Annotated in this window: 16 protein-coding genes; 7 read left to right on the top strand and 9 right to left on the bottom strand. The window is 63.0% G+C overall.

Annotation, left to right across the window (positions count from 1 at the left end):
• Positions 1–1,296 (bottom strand): ABC transporter substrate-binding protein, encoded by a 1,296-nt coding sequence (locus tag EPL01_RS10100; RefSeq protein WP_210424120.1) that lies wholly within the window; start codon positions 1,294–1,296, stop codon positions 1–3.
• A gap of 236 nt (positions 1,297–1,532) precedes the next feature.
• Entirely contained in the window at positions 1,533–2,537 is a 1,005-nt protein-coding gene (locus EPL01_RS10095; RefSeq protein ID WP_135825147.1) for an LLM class flavin-dependent oxidoreductase, read from the bottom strand.
• A 93-nt stretch (positions 2,538–2,630) separates the two neighbouring features.
• On the opposite strand from EPL01_RS10095, the gene EPL01_RS21575 reads away from it, so the two are divergent.
• The 3 genes from EPL01_RS21575 to EPL01_RS22460 all read left to right on the top strand — a co-directional run bounded on the left by EPL01_RS21575 (position 2,631) and on the right by EPL01_RS22460 (position 3,613).
• Positions 2,631–2,792, top strand: a complete 162-nt coding sequence (locus EPL01_RS21575) for a hypothetical protein (RefSeq protein WP_168215861.1) — start codon at positions 2,631–2,633, stop codon at positions 2,790–2,792.
• A gap of 85 nt (positions 2,793–2,877) precedes the next feature.
• Positions 2,878–3,471, top strand: coding sequence for a hypothetical protein (locus EPL01_RS10090; RefSeq protein ID WP_135825146.1), 594 nt, complete (start codon positions 2,878–2,880; stop codon positions 3,469–3,471).
• A 13-nt stretch (positions 3,472–3,484) separates the two neighbouring features.
• A complete protein-coding gene (locus EPL01_RS22460; protein WP_281275360.1) occupies positions 3,485–3,613 on the top strand; it encodes a hypothetical protein in 129 nt (42 codons plus the stop codon).
• Between the two features lie 29 nt (positions 3,614–3,642).
• Here the strand turns inward: EPL01_RS22460 and EPL01_RS10085 are convergent, their stop codons facing one another.
• Together EPL01_RS10085 and EPL01_RS10080 are read right to left on the bottom strand one after the other, a co-directional pair.
• Positions 3,643–4,089, bottom strand: a complete 447-nt coding sequence (locus EPL01_RS10085) for a phosphate-starvation-inducible PsiE family protein (protein WP_246045680.1) — start codon at positions 4,087–4,089, stop codon at positions 3,643–3,645.
• A gap of 207 nt (positions 4,090–4,296) precedes the next feature.
• Entirely contained in the window at positions 4,297–5,019 is a 723-nt protein-coding gene (locus EPL01_RS10080; protein WP_135825144.1) for an EthD domain-containing protein, read from the bottom strand.
• Between the two features lie 202 nt (positions 5,020–5,221).
• Here EPL01_RS10080 and EPL01_RS10075 point away from each other — a divergent pair, with 202 nt between their 5' ends.
• A complete protein-coding gene (locus EPL01_RS10075; RefSeq protein WP_135825143.1) occupies positions 5,222–6,169 on the top strand; it encodes a hypothetical protein in 948 nt (315 codons plus the stop codon).
• A gap of 102 nt (positions 6,170–6,271) precedes the next feature.
• Positions 6,272–7,210: an ATP-grasp domain-containing protein gene (locus tag EPL01_RS10070; protein WP_135825142.1), complete on the top strand. Its 939-nt coding sequence runs from the start codon at positions 6,272–6,274 to the stop codon at positions 7,208–7,210.
• A 362-nt stretch (positions 7,211–7,572) separates the two neighbouring features.
• Here the strand turns inward: EPL01_RS10070 and EPL01_RS10065 are convergent, their stop codons facing one another.
• Positions 7,573–8,622, bottom strand: a complete 1,050-nt coding sequence (locus tag EPL01_RS10065) for a M50 family metallopeptidase (RefSeq protein WP_135825141.1) — start codon at positions 8,620–8,622, stop codon at positions 7,573–7,575.
• A 139-nt stretch (positions 8,623–8,761) separates the two neighbouring features.
• On the opposite strand from EPL01_RS10065, the gene EPL01_RS10060 reads away from it, so the two are divergent.
• A complete protein-coding gene (locus EPL01_RS10060) occupies positions 8,762–9,106 on the top strand; it encodes a hypothetical protein (RefSeq protein WP_135825140.1) in 345 nt (114 codons plus the stop codon).
• A gap of 24 nt (positions 9,107–9,130) precedes the next feature.
• Here EPL01_RS10060 and EPL01_RS10055 read toward each other — a convergent pair whose 3' ends face one another.
• On the bottom strand, positions 9,131–9,742 hold the full coding sequence (locus tag EPL01_RS10055) for a hypothetical protein (RefSeq protein WP_135825139.1): 612 nt from the start codon (positions 9,740–9,742) through the stop codon (positions 9,131–9,133).
• Positions 9,743–9,826: 84 nt separating this feature from the next.
• Here EPL01_RS10055 and EPL01_RS10050 point away from each other — a divergent pair, with 84 nt between their 5' ends.
• A complete protein-coding gene (locus tag EPL01_RS10050; protein WP_135825138.1) occupies positions 9,827–11,101 on the top strand; it encodes a M24 family metallopeptidase in 1,275 nt (424 codons plus the stop codon).
• 27 nt (positions 11,102–11,128) lie between these two features.
• Here EPL01_RS10050 and EPL01_RS22455 read toward each other — a convergent pair whose 3' ends face one another.
• The 3 genes from EPL01_RS22455 to EPL01_RS10040 form a co-directional block, all read right to left on the bottom strand.
• Positions 11,129–11,257 (bottom strand): hypothetical protein, encoded by a 129-nt coding sequence (locus tag EPL01_RS22455; RefSeq protein WP_281275359.1) that lies wholly within the window; start codon positions 11,255–11,257, stop codon positions 11,129–11,131.
• 18 nt (positions 11,258–11,275) lie between these two features.
• Positions 11,276–11,851: a hypothetical protein gene (locus tag EPL01_RS10045; protein ID WP_135825137.1), complete on the bottom strand. Its 576-nt coding sequence runs from the start codon at positions 11,849–11,851 to the stop codon at positions 11,276–11,278.
• A gap of 66 nt (positions 11,852–11,917) precedes the next feature.
• Positions 11,918–12,331 carry a cupin domain-containing protein gene (locus EPL01_RS10040; RefSeq protein ID WP_135825136.1) on the bottom strand — a complete coding sequence of 138 codons (414 nt, stop codon included), beginning with the start codon at positions 12,329–12,331 and terminating at the stop codon, positions 11,918–11,920.
• Between the last annotated feature and the right edge of the window lie 6 nt (positions 12,332–12,337).

Genomic DNA, 12,337 nt, shown 5'->3' with positions numbered 1-12,337 from the left:
TTAGAGGTCGCACTCGGTTTCGCTACAGGGCGGGATGGCGTTCTCGCCCTCGATTTTCTGGCGAAGCGCCACGTTCGCGGGACCGCCAGAGTCCGGTTCGACGTTCTCGCCGACCCAGACCGGGTTCATCGCTTGGTGGTCACACTCCCGGAACTGGTTCGGCCCGAACGTGCTGGGCACTTCGAGGCCCGCGAGGGTGTCTTTGACCTCCTCTGGGTCGCTGGTCCCCGCCTCCTCGATGCCGTGGGCGGTCATCCGGATGGAGTCGTAGGCGACTCGCGCGAAACTGTCGGGCGTCTCGCCGTTGGCCTCCTCGTAGGCCGACGCGAAGCTCTGGTTGTCGCCGGTCTCGATTTTCGGGACGTATCGAACCCCGCCGTAGGTGCCGTAGGCCGCCGGACCGAGCGCGCCCCGGACGACTTGGAATGTCATCGTCGGACTGACGAGCGTGACGTTGTCCTTCAGGCCCTGATTCGCGGCCTGCTTGACGAAGTTGATGAGGTCTCCTCCGGTCATGCCGAGCACGGCCAACTCGGCGTCGGAGTTGTTGATTTGGCTGATGTACGACCCGTAGTTGGTCGCGCCGAGTTGGGACCGCGAGACGCCGACCTCCTGAAAGCTCCCATTGGCCTCCTTCATCCGGGACTTCCACTCGCGGCGGACCGACTCGCCGTAGGCGTAGTTGGCGATGTGGAACCACGCTTTGGTTCCGACGTTCTTCGCGGTCCACGGCGCGACTGCCTCCGCGATTTGGGCGGTGTGGGTCTCCGCCCGGAAGACGTACTCGTTGCAGTCCGCGCCCGTGACCGTCATCGCGGCCGCGCCGGGGTTGTAGATGACCTCCTCGCTCTCGGCGAAGGAGTTGAGCGCCAGCGCGGTCGAACTCGAAATCGCGCCCATCAGATACTGCGCGTCGTCCTGCTGGACGGCCTTCTGGGCCACCTGCCGCCCGGTCGCGGTGTCTGCCTCGGTGTCCTCGTACACCGCGTTCATCTCGAAACTGAACTGGTCGCTCTCGTTGACGTGCTCGACCGCCAGCTTCGCGCCGTTGCGCTGGCCCTCGGCGAGTCCGCCGTAGGGTCCGGTCATCGGACTCAGCACGCCGTAGTTCACCGCGTCGATGCTCTGTCCGCCACCGCCGCCACCGCCGCCGACACAGCCAGCGAGCGCGCCGGTTCCCGCGATGCCCGCGAGTCTGAGGACGTTCCGTCGAGAAGAGAGACCCGAGAGTCCGGAAGAATCTCCGGTAGTTCGCTCCGTTTCTCCGTCGTTCCGTGGGTTGGTTTCACGACCCATACCGGCTATGCGGAATCTTCCATAATAAACCATTGTGTAGATTGTGGGCGAATCGGCCCCGAAATTACCGCTGAAGTGTCAATACTTTCCCCTGTCGGCTCGGCGGTTCGGGGTGAACCGCCGAGCCGACAGGCCGCGAAGGGATATAAAATTATTTTCTAAGGAATTGAGAAAGTTTCTAAAAGAATTATTCTAGTTGCTCTACGGCGGTTCGACCGCCGGTCGAAGGCCCGATTCTACTCGAAGTGGGGCACCACTTCGTCGCCGAGTCGCTCGACGCACTCGACCATCCGGTCGGTACCGATGCCGGGGTGGTAGGTCCGGAAGACGAAGTGAATGTCGTCGCCCAGCGCCTCGCGGTACTCCTCCAACTGGTCGATTACCTGCTCGGGCGTGCCGAAGATGGCCTGCTCTCTCAGTTCCTGCTTGCGCTCGTCGTCCAACTCCTCGACCGTCTCGCCCGAGAAAATCTCGGCGTAGCGCCGCTGGATGTAGAGGTAGCCCTCTTTCATCTGCTCCCACGCCTCCTCCTTCGAGTCGCCGACGAACCCGTGCTGGAGGACGTAGATGTCGAAGTCTCCGTCTATCTCCTCTTCTTCGCGGACGTTCCGGATGTCCTCGACGCGCTTCCGGACGCCGCCAATCGAGAGCGCGGAGGGCGCGCACCAAGCGTCCGCAACTCGGGCGGCCCGCCGGACCGCTGGCTTGGCCGACCCGCCGTACATGACGGGAATGTCGCCGTCGGGTTTCGGCGTGACGTTCGCCTCGGGGGACACGTCGTGGAACTCCGCGTCGTAGTCCAGCGAGCCGTCGGACCACGCCGCCCGGAGGAGGTCCGTGGTGTCGGCCATTCGCTCGACGCGCTCCTCGCGGGGGACCCCGAACTCCTCGAACTCGGTCGGATTCGACCCGATGGCGAGGCCGAGGGTGAGTCGGCCGTCCGCCAGCAGGTCCACCGTCGCCGCGTCCTCGGCGAGGCGAACCCCGTCGTAGAGCGGTGCGAGGGCGATGCAGGTGCCGAGTTCAATGGTCTCCGTCTCGGCGGCCAACGCCCCGAGGGTCGGCATCGTCGCCGAGAGGTAGCCGTCGTCGGCGAAGTGATGCTCCGAGACCCACGCGCTGTCGAGGCCCGAGTCGTCGATGGCCCGTCCGAGGGTCAGCATCTCGTCGTAGATTTCGCTCATCGACCGGTCGTCGTCGGGTCGCCGCTGGCAGGTGAACAGTCCCGTCCCGATTTCCATACCGGCAAATGTGGCGGCGTCGTCTTAATGCTTTATTGAGGAAGCTGTTCGACCACCACGAAACTTATACCGATGACCGTTCACTGCAGAAACATGGCTGGTGGACCCGGCGGCGCGAGCAGACCGACCGTCTCAGAGAACGAAGACGGCGGCCTCGACGGCCCCGAGGAGTCTATTTTCGAGGTCCTGAAACCCGCGCTGGTGCTTGTCGGGATGCTCGTGGTGTTCTTCCTGCTACTGTACCTCCTCGGGTAGCGAGACGCGACGTACCGCGGATTTCGGGGGATAAACCTTCGCACGAGCCTTTTTGACCCATGCCGGGGCGAAGTAGTCCCGAGACATGGCGGAGTCGGATTCATCCGCGTCGGAGCCGAGTGGCGAGCGTCGGTCGAACGACCGCCGGTCGAATCGTGACGACCCCGGTAGCGGTCGGCAGATGTTGCTGGAAGAGGCCCGAACAACGACTGCCCAGCAACTCACCCAAATCAACAAACTCGACGGTGAAGCGGTTCGGACGGTCCGGATTACCTTCGTGTTGTCTGGTCTCCTCGTCGGCGGTGAAAAAGTACTCCCGTCGCTCGGCCTCGGTCTCCTCGGGGCGGCCGGGACGCTTTCGCTCGTCGGGTCGCTCGTCACGTCGCTAATCGCATACGGCACGTCGAGACTCTTCATCGGACCCAGTCCGGACCGGATACCTCTCGACTACGAGGAGCAGACGGACGCCGAGACCGCCTACGTCGAAATCATCGGACGATACGAGCGTGGCCTTCTCAAGAACCGGCGCGTTCTCTGGTCGAACGCGTTTTTCCTCGACGTCTCTCGCTTTCTGCTCGCCTGCGCGGTGGTTTTGTTCGCTTCGTCTGTCGCCTCCCGCTCTGTACCCTTGATTATCGGAAGCCGGTGGTACCAAACTTTATCAGCAATCCCGCACTAGTCGTGATATAACTATGACTGAAGTTGGCGACGGCGACGAACCGAGCATCGTGAGGGCAGAGTACGTCTATACGGGGGGTTCGAAACGCCTCGCGGACCTGAAACTCCGGTTCGGGAAGTGGCTGGAGGAACGGCGCAACTGAAGACTGAAAACCGCTTGTAGGGCGTCTGCTCACTCTGCCGACGTCTTCCGGAAGGTGTGTTCGATGAGGAGCAACCCGCCGAGGCCGAGGAGGATGGTCGTGTAGGCCACCGCGGCGAACAGCGCGTCCTTCGTCGTCCCGTACGCCCCTGTCCGGAAGATGATGGCTTTCCGGACCATGGCGATGACGCCCGTGTAGATGATGAGGCGGACGATTTTCCGCGTGTCGTTCTCCTGCGTGTAGGCGATGACGGTCTGGTACACTTCGGCGATGACCAGCAACAGCAGTCCCGTGTCGATGAATCCGATGACCACCTTCGGGTCGGTTATCGACCCGCCGAGCGCCGCCTCCCAGATGCGTATCACGAGGTCCACGACGCCGATGGCGAACAGGACCGCGAAGACCCCCGCGGCGGCCAACTCGACGACGTGGATGAAGTGGTCGGTCATCGCGGCGAACCGGTCGGTGTCGAGCATCGCGTTCGCCCGGTGTTTCGCCGACGTGCTTCCGTCTGCGTCACTCATATCGGAAACTCGAAATTATTCGCGGCACGTTCGTCCGAATAGCGACCTGTCTGCGACTCACGTCGGGAGATTCGCCACCGACGTAAAATAAACCGCTCGAAAGACACGATATTTGATGTTAAAAATAATTACAAATCGACTAGCGGGCGGCGAATCGCCTCACTCGCTGGTATCGTCTTTCACCAGTCGCTCCTGACCGATGAACCGCGGGCGCTCGTCGATGGCGAGGAAGTTGTTCACGTCCTCGCGGGCCTCCTTGGCCTTGCCCTTGTCCGGGTCGTAGTCCCGGCTTCCCTCGCTCCCGAGGGCGTCGTAGAGTTTGTCGAGGTCCTCGAAGTAGAGTTCCGCGATGCCGTCGAACTCGGCGTTCTCGGGGTCGGTCGGCAGGACCGTGGCGTAGCGCACCACGCCCTCGATTTCGCGGGCGATGGGGGTGTGGTTGTTCTGCCAGTAGTCCACGAACTCGTCGTGAGTCATGCCCTCCTGTCGGACGAGGAAGGCCGAGTGCTTGTAGAGGCCGTCGGTGTCGCCGTCCACCTCGTCCTTCTGGATAATCTCCTCGCCGATGAATCGGGGGCGGCGGTCGATGTCGAGGAAGTTGTCCACGTCCTCGCGGGCCTCCTTGGCCTTGCCCTTGTCCGGGTCGTAGTCGCGGCTCCCTTCGCTTCCCAAGGCGTCGTGGAGGTCGTCCAAGTCCTCGAAGTAGAGTTCGGCCAACCCGTCGAACTCGGCGTTCTCGGGGTCGGTCGGGAGGACGGTCTGGTAGCGCGTGACCCCCTCGATTTCGCGGGCGATGGGGGTGTGTTCGTTCTGCCAGTAGTCCACGAACTCCTCGTGCGTCATGTCGTCCTGCCGAACCAGCAGGGCCACGTGCTTGTACATAATAGAGCGGACGACTGGTCGCCAAATAAAACCCGCCGATGAGTTGCGGCGACGACCACGGGTTGCGGCGACCACGGGACGCGCGTCGAGGACAGTCCGTGGCGGTCGGGCGACTTCCCGTGCGACCTCGTCGCGGCCGCCGATACACCGAATTTTCGTCACGGGCAAACCTATTTGTATTTACGGATACATCCACCGTGCAATGGCTGTCGTTATTCTCGGCGACGTCGAGACGTTCAAAGAACATCAACTCGTGCGGCGGGCGGTGGAGGACCGGGGCGAAGAGACCATCGTGGTCGACGTCACGGAGTGGCCGGGCGAAGACCCCGTCGAACTCGCGGTCGGTAGCGGCGAGTGCGTGTTCGGAGAACCCATCCCGTTCGAAGACGTGACCGGCGTGTTCTCGATGGTCCAGACTGTCTTTTCGCCGCTCGACAGGCACTACGAGTGGTACGACGAGAAGTCCGAGCGCGCCGGGTACAAGCAACTTCGGGAGTGGAAACAGCTGTTCTGGTCCATCATGGCCACCTTCGAGGCGCACGGTGCCAAGACGCCGACGCCGCCGAGGGAACACTACTGGACGTTCCACCGACCGTGGATGCTCGAACTGTACGACGACGAGGGGATTCCCGTCCCCGAGACGACGTTCACCAACGACCCCGAGCGGGTCGAGTCGTTCGTCGAGGAGCACTCGAAGGCGGTGGTCCAACCGGTCAACGGCGGACAGGGTCTGGAACTGATTCGTCCGTCGGACCTGACTCCGGAACGACTTCGGAAACTGGCTGGCGCTCCGATAAAACTACAGGAGTACGCCCCCGGCGACGATACGCGCGGGTTCGTCGTCGACGGGGAGTTCGCGGGGATGGTTCGATACGACTACCCGGAGGACGCGTTCTCGTTCCAGCAACCGTCCGTCGACTACGACACCATCGAGTCGGTCGCGCTCTCGCCGGACCCGAAGGTCCGCGAGGCAGTCGTCCGCGCGGGCGAACTCGCCCCGTCGGACTACGCGGCGGTCGACGTCCGACTCACCGACGACGGTGATTTCACCGTTCTGGAGAGTAACACGCCCGGCCGGTTCGCGGCCCACGACCTCGCGGGAACGACCGACGTCGCCGACCGCATCGCCGAGTACCTGGTCGGGTCGTAGGCCGAACTGGGTCCGACCGGGGCCTCCGGTCGGACGAGGCCCGAACTTTAATCCGGAGGCTGTGCATACGTTTTTTACCTAGTAACTACATCGAAGTAATCGATGACTGTCGTACTCGTCGGGGAAACCGACTACAAGGAATTCGAACTGCTCGCTGACGCTATCGAGGACAGGGGCGGCGACCCCGTCACGTGGGACATGACGGACTGGCCGAGCGACGTCCCGGTGACGTACGACGTGGGTAGCGAGACGATAACCGTCGACCGGGAGTTCCGCGTCGAAGACGTGACCGCCGTCTTCCCGTGGGTCCATCACGTCTTTCACCCCGTACTGACCAGATTCGCGGACGACTTCGAGGAAGAGGGGTCGGTGAGCACGTTCATGAAGGCCGACCAGTGGCGGGGCGTCTTCCGCTCGCTTCTCGGCCTGTTCGAGCGCCACGGGGCGACGGTGTTCTACCCGCCCGGGACTCAGTACTACGACCACTGGAAGCCGCTACAACTGGAACAGTTCGTCGAGGCGGGTATCTCGGTTCCGGACACCCTGTTCACTACCGACCCGGACAGCGCTCGCGAGTTCGTCGCCGAACACGACGAGGTCGTCTTCAAGCCGCTCACCGAGGGTGCGACTCCCGGCCGACTGTCCGCGGACGACCTCGAAGACGCGCCGTTCGACCGACTGTCGAACGCCCCGGTCCAGTTTCAGGAGTACGTCCCGGGCGACGACGTGCGGGCGTTCTTCCTCGACGGTGAGGTCGTCGGGACCAGTCGCTACGTCGTGGACGAGTGGACGTACAAAACCGACGTCCACGTCGACGACGCCGAACCGGTCGACCTCCGGGACGAGACTCGCCGCGACGTAGAGCGCGCCGCTCGCGTCTCACCGATTCGATTCGGGGCCATCGACCTCCGGGTCGCGGACGACGAACACGCGCTCCTCGAAGTCAATCCCGGCCCGCGGTTCGCGTTCCACGACCTCCACGGGGCAACCGACGTCGCGGGCGTCCTCGCCGACGCCCTCCTCGACCGCGCTTCTCGTTAGGACTGTCCGTTCGACTCCGCGAAGAACGGACTCTAAATCGTTCGGGAACTCCTCGGCGAGTATCCGTCACCTGCCAAAAAACGATGCGGCGAGCGCGACTGCTCGCCGAGTACGGAACCGGTTCGTTACTTGTCGTCCGACGGTCCGCTGGTGTGCTGAGTCTGTTCGCGCTTTTCGAGCGTCTCTTCCTCGCCGAGGGCTTCGATGAACGTTTCTTTCATGCTGCGCTAGTTATTAGCATGCGGAATGTATTAAAACTTTCCTAGCTTTCTAGAACAATTTACCCCTCGGCGGTGAACTCGACTGCGTTGCTTCCGGAACCGACGGTCGGTCAGCGACCGGTGACCGACCCTCCTGCCCGTTCACCCACCGGACGGCGAGAGGAGTCCCCGGAGTCGGCCGACGGCACCGTAGTGCGACTCGAGGTAGAGACTGCCGGACAGCGCCAGTACGAACGCCGACCCCGCCCACTTCCCGACCACGTACCCGATTGCGGCGTCGACGAGGAATCCGACGACGACGAATCCGTACGAAGCGGCGGCGTACGCCGCCAGCCACGTCGGTCGACGCTGTTTGAGGTGTCGTATCCCGCGCGTTCGGACGTTCTGTTCGCCCAACAGGTCGGTCATCAGCAGGTACCCGTCCCCGTGGAACAGCGGGTTGAGGGCCATGAACTGGAGGTTGAAACAGAGCAGGCCCGCGACTGCGACGCCGGGATGGGGCGCGAGCGTGTAATAGACGAGAAACAGGCCGAGCGTCCAGACGAGTCCGTACGCCGGTCCCGCGAGCGTGTTCCACATCCGTCGGTTTCGCGGGAGCGACCACCCGCCGTGGGTTTTCGTCACGACTGCCGGGATGACGCCGTTGATGACCGAGACGCCGAACGACGGGTCTAATCCCTGTTTCCGGGCGGTGTAGTAGTGACCCAACTCGTGTACCACCACCGAACAGAGCACCACCGGAATCAGGACCGGAATCGCCTCGAGAAGGTACTGGAACGGACTGTCGACGAACGGTCGGGCCAGTCTCGACAGCGTCTCGACCCACAGCGCTCCGGTGACGCACAGCAACACCCCGACGCCGAGCGCCCGGTGCCAAATCCGGATGTCCTCGGGGGAGCGAACGCGTTCGACCGGCGCGTCGTCTCGGATGAAGCCCCCCTCGTACATCTCTCGCAGGGTGTCCGCCGCGTCGGCGTCCTGCGTCTCCGTTTCGGCGATGAGTTCTTCGACGGACACGCTCGTCGCCTGCTCTCTCAGCGTGTCGACGATGACCTTCGGCACTTGTTTGAACTCGTCGTCGGGAGAACGGATGCGGTACTCGCCGTCGACGTGGAGCCAAGTGAACCCGAACTGCGTGTCGGTCTCCTCTACCTCGGTTTCGAGCCTGATTCGGTCGGTCAGCGAGAACATTGTTCTAATTTCTTAATTCAAAATAGGAGCGGAACGATTAATAGCTTGCGTCGGTCAGCGAGGTACCAGGAGCACTCGTCGTGACGACCGAACCTCGATGGCCCAAAGCTTATTTCGTCACTCTCGAAACGTCTGGCCGATGCCCTCCACCTACGACCGCCGCTCGCGCGGCAGACCGCTCGGAATCACGATACTCTGCCTCCTCGGGTTCGTCGGCGCGTTCTTCTCGTTCTTCGGGATGCTCGGCACGATGGCCCGCGGCGGCCCGTTCGCCATCGTCGGCTTGGTCGGTCTGGCGGTGATAGTCGGCAAGACCGCGGTCCTCTACGGCCTCTGGACGCTCCAGTACTGGGGCTACAAGTGGGCGCTCCGGTTCTACGCGCTCAGCGCGGTGCTGGACCTCGTGACCTTCAGCCTCCTCGCACTGGTCATCGACCTGCTCGTCATCGCGTACATCGCCAGCAAGGCCGACCACTTCCGATGACCGGCGATAGCTCTCGCGGACGCCTCAGGGCGGTTCGAGTCCGGTCTCGGTCTCGAAATCGACGTCCACCTGCTGGTTCCAGAGGTCCGCCTCGCCGTCCACCCGGACGTACACCGGGTCGCTCGCACCGAGGAGGCCCCGCGCCACCTCCCACTGTTCCTCCGTCTGCGGTTCCGACGCGACCGTAATCTCGGTCGTGTCGTGGGGTTCGACCACGAACGTCGGCGTCTTCTCGTCCGGGCAGGGGAGGCCCTCTTTCCGGACGAACTCGTGGTAGGACTCGTCCGCACCGAGGAGGTCCACGAAGTCGCATCCCCGGACCTCGCCGTGGGCGAACGCCGCGAACTCCTCGCCGCGGCCGGACAGCACGCTGTAGCGCACGGCGTTGACCGGGATGCGGTACTCGGTCGGATTCCGGATTTCGACGGTGGCGGTGACGCGCACGTTCTCCTCGACCAGCGACTCGAACGCGACGTGTTGGAGTCCCATCGACGCCCACTCGACGCGCTCGGCGGGGGACTCGTCAGACGGAGCGCTCGGGGCCGCGCGCTCGATCTCGCCGAGACAGCCAGCAGAGACCCCGGCCAGCGGAGCCGACAGCAACGCGAGTGATTTCAGAACGGCTCGCCTGTTCACGTGAGCAAACTGTCATTCCCGCTGGAAAAAGATAGCGAGCGTAGTTCACTACTTTTTATTATCGCCCTCGGAGTATCCCCGCCCATGGGCTTCTATCAGCGCGATTTCATGGAAGGTACCCGCGGAACCATGGGCGTCGATTGGGAGGAGCGAATCAACTTCCAGCGCCTGCGCGAAGAGCGAAAGGAGCGCGCTCTGGAGCAAATGGCCGAGCAGGAACTCGGCAGCATGCTCCTCATCAACGACCCCAACGTCCGGTACGTCACCGGACTCGCCATGACCGGCGGGAGCGGGGCCGACCACTACACCCTCCTGACCGAGGACGGCGACGTGGTCCACTGGGACACCGCCGACCACGCCAGCAACCAGCAGTTCAACTGTCCGTGGCTCGACGACATCCGGTACGCCGCCCCGGGCCTCGGTAACGTCCCGCGCGCGTCGGGTCGGAACTCCGCCCGCGACTGGCTCAAGGGCAAGATGGCCGACCTCGTCGTGGAGGCGATGGACGAGTACGGCGTGAAGAACGAACCGATGGGCATCGACGTGGGCAACCAGGCCCTCATCCAGAAGTTCGAGGAGCGCGGCGTGGACGTCCGAACCGGCGAGTGCGCTCAAGCCATGGAGGACGCCCGGAAGGTCAAGACCCGCGACGAAATCGAGTGCCTGCGACAGGTCGCGGCCATCTGCGAGGCCGGATTCCAGCGCATCAAGGAGACCGCAAAGCCCGGCATGCGCGAGTCCGAGGTCTGGGGCGAGGCCACCAAGGAACTCTGGCGACTCGGCGCGATGGTGCAGGGCGGCTACTGCACCTCCGGCCCGAATACGTGGCCCAAGCATCAGGCCAATACGACCGACCGCGTGATTCGGCCCGGCGACCTGGTCTACGCCGACTTCTACAACATCGGCTTCATGGGCTATCGCTCCTGCTACTACCGCACCTTCAGCATGGGCGAACCCACCGACGCCCAGAAGGAGGCCTACGAGAAGGCCCGCGACGACCTCTACGACGTGCTCGAACGCATCGAACCCGGCGCGACCACGGATGAAATCTGCAAGGGCTTCCCCGACAAGGAGGGCGAACACATGGACTGGTACGGCGCGGAGGACTACTGGGAGATGACCACCAACCACTGGGCACACGGTCTGGGCCTCCAACTCTACGAGGTCCCGCTCATCTGGCGCGGCCTCTCGCCCGACCACCCCATCGAAATCGAGGAGGGCATGACGATGGCCGTCGAGACGATGCAACCCGCCGATAATCAGGGCGTCCGCGTCGAGGAGATGGTGGTCGTCCGCGAGAACGGCGTCGAGATTCTGAGCCAGTGGCCCGTCGAGGAGATCACGACTATCGAACACTGACCGGACCGAGTCGGCGTTTCGGTCGGTCTACCATCCCCGGCGGTCGAGCCAGTCGGCGAACCTCACTTTCAACTCCACCAGCGGAGTGGGACCGATGTCTACGTACACTCCTTTCACTATGTTCGATCCGTCTTCCTCGTCTTCGTTTTCTCGCATATAGTCTACTTCGACTATTTAGCTAATAAATGTTCGTGTCAGCGTGAGTGCTTCTTCGGAGAGAACGACGTAGCGGAAAACGCCGACAACGAGGAATACGACTGCGAGCGCGAGGAGCAATCGGGCTACGAGGAGTGTAAAGCCATTCGCGTGAAGAATACTCCGGTTGAACTGTATTCCTGATTCGTATCTACCGATAAGTTCGACGTGCGTCTGTTTGACGGTCGGGTTGTCGCTGTAATCGACAGTCAGTTCGTCGGGCGCGGAACCGAGAAAGAGTCGTGAGGTTCCGTAGACGAACAGGCCAGCGACGAGTGTTCCGACGAGCGCCCACGTTCCGACTGCTCCGAGAATCCCGAGATTCTGAAACGGTGGCAGTCGAGCGCTTCCAGCGACGACACCGAGTAGGACGAACGCTATCCGCACGGTGCGGACTGCCGCGTCGTCTAATTTCGTAATCTGTGCCAACTGTCGGTCAGCCGTCGTTCGAGACTCCTCCAGAAGGGTTTGCCGCGAGGGATGCGTATCGCTCGACTCCTCCAGCGGGGATTTGCGGTCGAAGGAAGACGACGATTGCTCGGTTTGCTCGTCCATCTCGTATCGTTCCGAGAACAGTTCTGCTCGCTTTCGTTCATAAACCCTCGCGCAGAGCGAGACGACTCACTCCGAGGCTTCGTCCTCGGTGATTCCGTCGTCTTTCACGCTCGGCGCGCCGACGACCAGCATCCGACCGTCTTCCAGCGCCTCGAACTGCCGCCACGTCTCGGGCGGGACGACGACCACCTCGTCGCTTCCGAGTTCGAAGGTCTCGCGCTCGTCGTTCTCCTCGCGCTCTCCCTCGCCCTCACTTTCGCCCCTGCTCTCGACCGTCACGAGGAACTCCCCGGAGAGGACGTAGTAGAGTTCCTCCTGTTCGCCTTGGCGGTGCCAGTTGTTCGTCTCGCCCGCCTCGAACTCCCAGACGCTCGGGCGCATCTTTTGGGGTCGTAACTGGTAGCCGACGGCCTTCAGGTCGGGTTCGATGTCCTCCACGTCGCGGGTTTCGAGGGCCGCGAGGCTGGTTTTTTCGTACATCGTGGG

It is taken from the genome of Halorussus ruber, assembly GCF_004765785.1.
Lineage (GTDB): Archaea > Halobacteriota > Halobacteria > Halobacteriales > Haladaptataceae > Halorussus > Halorussus ruber.
This window is presented reverse-complemented; position numbering and strand designations above follow the sequence as displayed.

Coding starts and splice junctions, on each gene's coding strand:
- EPL01_RS10080 (WP_135825144.1), bottom strand. CDS start 5,019: ATGTACAAGCACGTGGCCCTGCTGGTTCGGCAGGACGACATGACGCAC.
- EPL01_RS10070 (WP_135825142.1), top strand. CDS start 6,272: ATGACTGTCGTACTCGTCGGGGAAACCGACTACAAGGAATTCGAACTG.
- EPL01_RS10040 (WP_135825136.1), bottom strand. CDS start 12,331: ATGTACGAAAAAACCAGCCTCGCGGCCCTCGAAACCCGCGACGTGGAG.
- EPL01_RS10060 (WP_135825140.1), top strand. CDS start 8,762: ATGCCCTCCACCTACGACCGCCGCTCGCGCGGCAGACCGCTCGGAATC.
- EPL01_RS10095 (WP_135825147.1), bottom strand. CDS start 2,537: ATGGAAATCGGGACGGGACTGTTCACCTGCCAGCGGCGACCCGACGAC.
- EPL01_RS10090 (WP_135825146.1), top strand. CDS start 2,878: ATGGCGGAGTCGGATTCATCCGCGTCGGAGCCGAGTGGCGAGCGTCGG.
- EPL01_RS10085 (WP_246045680.1), bottom strand. CDS start 4,089: ATGCTCGACACCGACCGGTTCGCCGCGATGACCGACCACTTCATCCAC.
- EPL01_RS10050 (WP_135825138.1), top strand. CDS start 9,827: ATGGGCTTCTATCAGCGCGATTTCATGGAAGGTACCCGCGGAACCATG.
- EPL01_RS22460 (WP_281275360.1), top strand. CDS start 3,485: ATGACTGAAGTTGGCGACGGCGACGAACCGAGCATCGTGAGGGCAGAG.
- EPL01_RS10075 (WP_135825143.1), top strand. CDS start 5,222: ATGGCTGTCGTTATTCTCGGCGACGTCGAGACGTTCAAAGAACATCAA.
- EPL01_RS22455 (WP_281275359.1), bottom strand. CDS start 11,257: ATGCGAGAAAACGAAGACGAGGAAGACGGATCGAACATAGTGAAAGGA.
- EPL01_RS21575 (WP_168215861.1), top strand. CDS start 2,631: ATGGCTGGTGGACCCGGCGGCGCGAGCAGACCGACCGTCTCAGAGAAC.
- EPL01_RS10065 (WP_135825141.1), bottom strand. CDS start 8,622: ATGTTCTCGCTGACCGACCGAATCAGGCTCGAAACCGAGGTAGAGGAG.
- EPL01_RS10045 (WP_135825137.1), bottom strand. CDS start 11,851: ATGGACGAGCAAACCGAGCAATCGTCGTCTTCCTTCGACCGCAAATCC.
- EPL01_RS10100 (WP_210424120.1), bottom strand. CDS start 1,296: ATGGGTCGTGAAACCAACCCACGGAACGACGGAGAAACGGAGCGAACT.